The following is a 1,840-nucleotide window of genomic DNA, read 5'->3' as shown; positions in this document are numbered from 1 at the left end:
CGTCGCCATGAACTTGCCGAGTCAGGTATTCAAACCAGCGGTTTCGTTGTTTTCGCCGATTGAACCGAGCGTCTATGAGGCACGAGGACGAATGCCTCCCGCAGACTTGGGGGTGACGCGATTGAGTTATCAACAGGCATACGAGAGGGCATTGCAGGAGGGGAAAAGGCTAGGGCTGACAGCGGCGATCGGAGAGTTGTATTACAGCTTTGAATACAACTTTTACGGCGCAGGATTTGGACAGCACGACACAGAAGCTCATGGCAAATCCTGGTTGTTCTTTCATGGTACGGACGGGCGCTTGTTAGGCCAGGAGATTGCAGGGCAGGGAACGTTGGGAGAGCAGTTTTATCGGCTGCAATTGCCGATACATGGTGGGCGGATCATTGGCGTTACAGGGCAAGTCATGATCGCGGTGTTAGGTCTGTTGATTGCAGGGTTGTCAGGGACTGGCGTCTACATCTGGTGGCGTAAATGGCAGGCTCGACGTATCAGCAAGGCACGCAAAGCGGTTTGATCGCTGATGTTGCCTGGCCCTGAAATGACAAAACCCCTGTCTGCGTAAGCAGACAGGGGTTTCGGAATTTAATCTTGACGATGACCTACTCTCACATGGGGAAACCCCACACTACCATCGGCGATGCATCGTTTCACTGCTGAGTTCGGGATGGGATCAGGTGGTTCCAACGCTCTATGGTCGTCAAGAAATTCTGTATCTGGCCCGTCAACACGGTAACAAGCCAGCAAAAACGGATGTTTCTACTAAAACAAAACCCCTGACTGCGTAAGCAGACAGGGGTTTCGGAATTTAATCTTGACGATGACCTACTCTCACATGGGGAAACCCCACACTACCATCGGCGATGCATCGTTTCACTGCTGAGTTCGGGATGGGATCAGGTGGTTCCAACGCTCTATGGTCGTCAAGAAATTCTGTATCTGGCCCGTCAACACGGTAACAAGCCAGCAAAAACGGATGTTTCTACTAAAACAAAACCCCTGACTGCGTAAGCAGACAGGGGTTTCGGAATTTAATCTTGACGATGACCTACTCTCACATGGGGAAACCCCACACTACCATCGGCGATGCATCGTTTCACTGCTGAGTTCGGGATGGGATCAGGTGGTTCCAACGCTCTATGGTCGTCAAGAAATTCTGTATCTGGCCCGTCAACACGGTAACAAGCCAGCAAAAACGGATGTTTCTACTAAAACAAAACCCCTGACTGCGTAAGCAGACAGGGGTTTCGGAATTTAATCTTGACGATGACCTACTCTCACATGGGGAAACCCCACACTACCATCGGCGATGCATCGTTTCACTGCTGAGTTCGGGATGGGATCAGGTGGTTCCAACGCTCTATGGTCGTCAAGAAATTCTGTATCTGGCCCGTCAACACGGTAACAAGCCAGCAAAAACGGATGTTTCTACTAAAACAAAACCCCTGACTGCGTAAGCAGACAGGGGTTTCGGAATTTAATCTTGACGATGACCTACTCTCACATGGGGAAACCCCACACTACCATCGGCGATGCATCGTTTCACTGCTGAGTTCGGGATGGGATCAGGTGGTTCCAACGCTCTATGGTCGTCAAGAAATTCTGTATCTGGCCCGTCAACACGGTAACAAGCCAGCAAAAACGGATGTTTCTACTAAAACAAAACCCCTGACTGCGTAAGCAGACAGGGGTTTCGGAATTTAATCTTGACGATGACCTACTCTCACATGGGGAAACCCCACACTACCATCGGCGATGCATCGTTTCACTGCTGAGTTCGGGATGGGATCAGGTGGTTCCAACGCTCTATGGTCGTCAAGAAATTCGGGTACTGAGTCGT

General features: G+C 50.5%; 1 protein-coding gene and 6 rRNA genes. 1 reads left to right on the top strand and 6 read right to left on the bottom strand.

Annotated elements, in window-relative coordinates; all coding sequences use genetic code 11:
* Nucleotides 1–517: PepSY domain-containing protein (locus tag F8N44_RS31630; RefSeq protein ID WP_224794744.1), on the top strand; the 517-nt coding region annotated here is incomplete at its 5' end.
* A gap of 72 nt (nucleotides 518–589) precedes the next feature.
* Here F8N44_RS31630 and rrf (F8N44_RS07245) read toward each other — a convergent pair.
* The 6 genes from rrf (F8N44_RS07245) to rrf (F8N44_RS07220) form a co-directional block, all read right to left on the bottom strand.
* Nucleotides 590–705, bottom strand: a 5S ribosomal RNA gene (rrf, locus tag F8N44_RS07245).
* A gap of 107 nt (nucleotides 706–812) precedes the next feature.
* A 5S ribosomal RNA gene (gene rrf / locus F8N44_RS07240) occupies nucleotides 813–928 on the bottom strand.
* A 107-nt stretch (nucleotides 929–1,035) separates the two neighbouring features.
* Nucleotides 1,036–1,151 (bottom strand): 5S ribosomal RNA (gene rrf, locus F8N44_RS07235).
* 107 nt (nucleotides 1,152–1,258) lie between these two features.
* Nucleotides 1,259–1,374 (bottom strand): 5S ribosomal RNA (gene rrf / locus F8N44_RS07230).
* A 107-nt stretch (nucleotides 1,375–1,481) separates the two neighbouring features.
* Nucleotides 1,482–1,597 (bottom strand): 5S ribosomal RNA (rrf, locus tag F8N44_RS07225).
* A 107-nt stretch (nucleotides 1,598–1,704) separates the two neighbouring features.
* Nucleotides 1,705–1,820: ribosomal RNA gene (rrf, locus tag F8N44_RS07220) — 5S ribosomal RNA — on the bottom strand.
* Nucleotides 1,821–1,840 lie beyond the last annotated feature (20 nt).

Source organism: Pseudomonas fluorescens (assembly GCF_902497745.1).
Classification (GTDB): domain Bacteria; phylum Pseudomonadota; class Gammaproteobacteria; order Pseudomonadales; family Pseudomonadaceae; genus Aquipseudomonas; species Aquipseudomonas fluorescens_BM.
Note: the sequence above shows the minus strand (reverse complement) of the source record. Positions and strands in the feature narration are given on the sequence as shown.